Below are 5922 nucleotides of genomic sequence, written 5' to 3'. Positions count from 1 at the left end.
GGGGCAAGGGGAGCAGGGGGAGAAAGAATAACTAAATAATGCCCCATGCCCCATGCCCAATGCTTTAAATTAAATTCCCGCACCATCAAGAAAATCTTCAATTATCCCATCAGAATTTTTGCTCTTAGGGTTGTCAATTTGTTGGTCGCCAAGCTCAGTTGGGGAGAAACTTGATTGATCTTCTAGCTGCTCGAACTCTTTCTCTAAAGCCTTGACGCGTTCAAATAGAGCGCGGATTACTTCAGCTTCTACGTCACGGACTTTATCATGATCCAGAACATTGGTAGGTAAGTTGTTCTGACGAGTCACACGCCCTGGAATCCCAACTACAGTAGTGTTACTGGGCACATCTCTCAGCACCACAGAACCGGCTCCAATCCGGACGCGATCGCCAATTTGAATATTTCCTAAAACCTTCGCACCCGTTCCCACAACTACATGAGAGCCTAAAGTTGGATGGCGTTTGCCGCTTTCTTTCCCCGTCCCGCCAAGGGTGACGCCTTGATAAATTAGGGCATAGTCGCCCACGATTGCTGTCTCACCAATCACTACTCCCATTCCGTGGTCAATAAACACTCCCTGACCAATTAATGCGCCAGGATGGATTTCAATTCCGGTTAAAAACCGACTAATATGAGAGATAAACCGAGGGATGAAGGGAATTCCAAGTTTATGCAGCCAGTGTGCCAATCGATGAAACACTAGGGCATGAAGTCCAGGGTAACAGAACAATACTTCTAGCCAGTTACGGGCTGCTGGATCACGCTCAAAAATGGTTCGCAAATCAGTTAGTAGCATACTCAGTTGAGATTTTCGTTGGTAAGTGAGGCTCTGAAAACAGAAACTCAGGATAATTCCCACAAAAAGATTAAGTCATTTATGGGAATTGTGTAAGATAATAATCTACGGTAAGTCGATAGGGTAAAGTGTTTTTGTTGGGAGATAAGTGGGATGCTATCACATTCCACACTTTCAGAAAAATTAATTTCGCATAAACTGCGATAAGTCCCTCAAATCACCGTAGTATGTAGAGTACAGTCTTGAATAGCCAAAACTACGCTCTCTTGGATCTGTCTTCCAAAGTGGAATACGCGCTGCTGGCACTCTTAGAACTGGCAAGCCACCACGGAAAAAAACTTCCTCTAACCATGAGCGAGATCACTGCCAAGCAACCCATACCTGAACGCTATTTGGAACAAATTTTGACCAACCTCCGGCGTGCTGGTGTGGTGCAGAGTCAACGCGGCTCTAAAGGAGGTTTTGTTTTAGTTCGTGAACCCTGGCAGATCACAATACTTGAAATTGTCACTTTGGTCGAAGGTGAGCGGAAAGAGAAAGATACCTCTGACTCTCCCACTCTGGAAAAGACTCTGGTTTATGAAGTTTGGGAGCAAGCTAACGCTGCCTCTATTGAAGTTTTGGGTCGCTATACACTCCAAGACTTGTGCCAGGAAAGAGAAACTCGCGCCCAGCAAAGTCCGATGTATTATATTTAGACACGACGGAGTACTCACATGCAGATAGCAAAAGATATCACAGAGTTAATCGGACGAACTCCTTTAGTTCAATTAAACAAGATTCCCCAAGCTTCGGGAGCGGTTGCTCAGATTGTGGTGAAGCTAGAAAGCATGAACCCAGCATCTTCTGTGAAAGACCGGATTGGCGCGAGTATGGTGGAAGCGGCGGAAGAAGCAGGCTTGATTCACCCCGGAAAAACCGTTTTAGTAGAGCCGACTTCTGGGAATACAGGAATTGCGCTGGCGATGGTGGCAGCCGCTAAGGGTTATCATCTCATTCTAACGATGCCTGACACAATGAGCCAGGAAAGACGATCCATGCTCAAAGCTTATGGCGCTCAACTAGAGTTAACGCCAGGGGTAGAAGGGATGCGAGGAGCAATCGGTCGTGCAGAGCAGATTTTAGCTCAAACGCCCAATGCTTATATGTTGCAGCAGTTTCGCAACTCTGCCAACCCGAAAGTTCACGCCCAAACCACAGCAGAAGAAATTTGGGATGATACCGATGGACAGGTAGATATTCTTGTGGCGGGAGTGGGTACTGGTGGAACGATTACCGGAGTTGCAGAAGTTATTAAAAGGCGGAAGCCGAGTTTTCAAGCGATCGCAGTTGAACCAAGCAGCAGCCCAGTATTAGTGGGTGGTAAATCGGGGCCTCACAAAATTCAGGGGATCGGCGCGGGATTTATCCCAGCAATTTACCGTTCAGAACTGGTAGATGAAGTGATTCAGGTAGCGGATGAGGAGGCGATCGCTTACAGCCGTCGTCTCGCAAAAGAAGAAGGATTACTATCGGGGATTTCTACTGGTGCTGCATTGTATGCTGCTATTCAAGTAGCACAACGACCAGAAAATGCAGGCCGCCTAATCGTGATGATACAGCCCAGCTTCGGTGAACGCTACCTCAGTACTTCACTGTTTAAAGATCCAGAGGAGAATGAGTGGTTGAGTAAAGTTTGATTCCGCACACCAATTTTAGATTTTAGATTTTAGGGACTTCTAAAAAATAAATTATCTATAGGACTCCTATTTGATTTTTGGAATACACGTAGGGTGGGCTTTGTCCAGCCTACATTACTTCAAATTTTCCACATATTATTTAGGATTCCTATAGTACACTGTGGCGGAAGTTTACCTACCTTTAACGACTTAAGCCTGAATGGCACTAAGTTAAGGTAAAATCCTTAATTGACATAGCTGGTGTTTTTGAATCTGTTAATTTAAGTATATTGATAAATAATGTTTGTTATAATCTGTGTATTATGGAATAATACAGGATTACAATACTTACAATTAATATACTTATGCTTTATTCAAAAATCCTTTATTTGCAACAGAATCAATTAGGTTATATTACAATTAATCCTCTTTTAAATGCCTTTTCACTTGATATGTGTCAAGAAATCGATGCTGCTGAAAACGATGATTTTATTAGAAAAGCAAGGGAAAGTATATTAACTAGACTAAAAGATTATAAAATCGGATATGCTGTAGAGTTGCAGCAAGCTTTGTGTGATTATAGTGAAGCGGCAACTTATCTATCGCTAAAAAATAAAGGTCTTTTATTAGAAAAAGTTCCCGAAAACACAAATAAAACACCTGACTTAAAAGTTAATTTAGATGGTAAAGAATTTTTCATAGAGATAAAGACATTAGGATTTGGTGGAGGAGAAGAAAATTATATTCAAGCTATGGAGCAAGGATTAGATGCCCAAGTGTCTATTGAAGAACAGTTAAAAGCTGGAAATGCTATAGCAATAGCTGTAACTGCCATTAATCCTTTACAAGAGCGAGAAGAAGATTGTTTTTATTCTCGCCAAAAAGATTTCATTGAAACCATAATAAGAAAAATCAAACGACTTATTAAAAAAGGTCAATTTGAAGCTGGGCCAACTATATTATTAATTGACTTATCTCTTATCCCTATACCTGCCGATTGGAAAGTTAATTCTATTCCTATATTTCCTCTAGTTCAAAATCAAAAATTGAAAAATTTAGTAAGTGGTATTCTTTGGTATTCAGCTTTTGGGAAAGAAAATGAGAGAATATTCTCACCTATTGAATTTGAAGGAGATGCCAATATTAAAAGTGAATTAAGTATAGAAGGTATTTTAAATAAAAATGATTTTATTAAGGCTTTGTGCTTTCAAGTCTATAATTTAAGGCAAGAAAGGAAAATAGTAGGTTTCTACAGAGCAAAAGATGAGGACTCTATTATGCCTCTGATTTATACATTTTGTGACTTTGTAAATGATGAAATGAATACAAATGGTTGGAGAATTCTTGAAACACTTTTAGTGAGCAGCTAGTTAACTTGTGATACGCGACAACAAGTGTATAGACAAATGCCAAACAGCGCTTTATCTCGTGGCGAATCCTTTTTATTTAAACCGATTTTTTATATTTTGAATTTGAGATTTTTGAGCTAAATCAAAATATAAAGTTGGCTTGGTTATCTACTATAATTTTCGCCAATTTAATCGGCACTTTCATTATTTTTCACTAAAATTATTAAACAGAAACAACTAGCAGCTAGCTTTATAAAGCTCAAAGCTTCACTTTTTAATACAATAAAAGCACCTAATCCTATAAGAACAAAAGGCACAAGATTATTAACGTAGCGAGTCAATACATCAGCTATGACTCTGTTGTTAGTCAATTTGTATGCAGCGTAGCACCAAACTCCTAACAATAGAAAAAATAATCCGACAATTACTACAAAACTTTCTAAGTTGCTGCTAGCAAATAAAGGCACGTAGACACTAATATTATCGCTACCATTGGCAATTGTAACGGCTGCCACACTATAAGCTTGGGGAGAAAAAAAACTAGTAATTGTTGATGCTTCAGTTTCTTCTGTTGTAGCAACAACTTCTTTTGATGAATCTTCTTCCCGATTCACTAAGCTACTGATACCTATGGACATTGGTAGTAAACCAAGTAATCCAATCCAGCTTTTTGATAAAACTAACCCACCAAATAAACCAGGAAGACTAAGGATTAACAGAAGCGTAAAACCTAGAAACTGACCAGCAACTATATGCCGGGGGCGAAAGTTAGCATTTATTTGAGAAAAAAACAACAATAGAATGACAATATCATCAATGTTAGTGGCAATGAATGCAATTGTCCCTGTAGTAATTGCAGTAACTAACTCGTTCATATTTTAAGAGAAATATAGACATGCTTTTACATCTTGGGGAGCATTCTACCCTACGGTCAGCTACTTTCTCTGACACGATTCGTTCAAAAACTAATTTTCACTAATCATTAAGCAAGGCATCAAAAGCCGAAATTACATTACTTTACTCACAATCGAATTGTGGTAATTCTCGTTTCAGTTCAAATTGCTATAAGAGAAAGAGCTATTTGCAAAGATAAAATTCTCAAAGCCAGTTGTCGAAAGGGTAATCAGGTTTCCATTGTTGTTAAAGGTAATCTTGGCAGGGTTTAGACTATTGTCAGAAATAACACCAGATACACTAACTTCAGAACGCTTGAAAGCGCTCACATCAAGGGTGTCAAAACCATTCCCGCCATCAACAATTGCAGACCCGAACCCTTTGAAGTAGTCATCCCCAGTCCCTAGTTCAAAGCGGATACCACCACCAATAGTGACTTTCTGTTGAACTTTATCGATATTACTGGTGGCGGTAACTTTGTCATTCCCATCGCCAGTCCTGATGATTCCTTGCCCATAAATACCATAGGCAGTACCACCAATTGTGGTTGTTGCTTGTCCAGTGAGGATGTCATGGCCATTACCAGTATCAATGATGCCGTCATTGAAGATGCCATAGGCTAGGGTGTTTGCTTCCAAGCTGTTTGCAGAACCCTTAATCGTGTCAGTATTTTCACCCGTAGTAATAATTGCTTTTTTAATATTCTGGATGCCGATGCTGCTTTTGCTCCGCCCTGTGATGATGGTGGCGTCTTTAATGTTCTTGTTCTGGCTATCAATGCTAGTAGTGCTGATCCTTTCTGTGGTGGGGATGGTGTCTTCTTGAATGACCTGGACAGATCCAACATCAATAGGTTTAGGTATAGGGGAAATTATATATTTGCCCCTGCTGCCAGCAGTACCAGTGCCGATGAGCGTATCTTCTCCTTTGCCAGTAGTTAGTTTATCACTGTTACTAATGCCAATTCCAGCACCGCCGTAGCCGCTTTCGCCTGTGATCCTGTAATTACTAGTAGTGCCCTCGGCGGAACCTTCGCCACCAATACCACCAGTCCCAGTGCCAGTGATAGTGTCATTTCCGTCCCCTGCATCAAAACTGCCACTGTTGCTAATGCCGGTTCCAGTATCGCCAGTACCGCCATTTTCGCCACCAGTACCACCAGTACCAGTGCCAGTGATAGTGTCATTTCCGTCCCCTGCATCAAAAGTACCACTGTTGCTGAT

5 protein-coding genes and 1 pseudogene are annotated in these 5922 nt (G+C 40.8%); 3 read left to right on the top strand and 3 right to left on the bottom strand.

The window, feature by feature from the left end:
• Positions 1-69 precede the first annotated feature (69 nt).
• Positions 70-849, bottom strand: a complete 780-nt coding sequence (cysE, locus tag Q0541_RS18490; RefSeq protein WP_298913224.1) for a serine O-acetyltransferase — start codon at positions 847-849, stop codon at positions 70-72.
• A 191-nt stretch (positions 850-1040) separates the two neighbouring features.
• Between cysE and Q0541_RS18485 the strand changes: the two genes are divergently transcribed.
• From Q0541_RS18485 to Q0541_RS18475, 3 genes are all read left to right on the top strand, one after another.
• Positions 1041-1496, top strand: coding sequence for an Rrf2 family transcriptional regulator (locus tag Q0541_RS18485; protein WP_298913221.1), 456 nt, complete (start codon positions 1041-1043; stop codon positions 1494-1496).
• Between the two features lie 18 nt (positions 1497-1514).
• Positions 1515-2477 carry a cysteine synthase A gene (cysK, locus tag Q0541_RS18480; protein ID WP_298913218.1) on the top strand — a complete coding sequence of 321 codons (963 nt, stop codon included), beginning with the start codon at positions 1515-1517 and terminating at the stop codon, positions 2475-2477.
• 368 nt (positions 2478-2845) lie between these two features.
• Entirely contained in the window at positions 2846-3826 is a 981-nt protein-coding gene (locus Q0541_RS18475) for a hypothetical protein (protein ID WP_298913215.1), read from the top strand.
• A gap of 167 nt (positions 3827-3993) precedes the next feature.
• Here Q0541_RS18475 and Q0541_RS18470 read toward each other — a convergent pair whose 3' ends face one another.
• A complete protein-coding gene (locus tag Q0541_RS18470) occupies positions 3994-4680 on the bottom strand; it encodes a cadmium resistance transporter (protein ID WP_298913212.1) in 687 nt (228 codons plus the stop codon).
• 174 nt (positions 4681-4854) lie between these two features.
• Positions 4855-5922 (bottom strand): annotated as a pseudogene (locus Q0541_RS18465) (hypothetical protein); the annotation flags it as partial.

Origin of the sequence: uncultured Nostoc sp., assembly GCF_937863485.1 — a bacterium.
GTDB lineage: Bacteria > Cyanobacteriota > Cyanobacteriia > Cyanobacteriales > Nostocaceae > Nostoc.
This window is presented reverse-complemented; position numbering and strand designations above follow the sequence as displayed.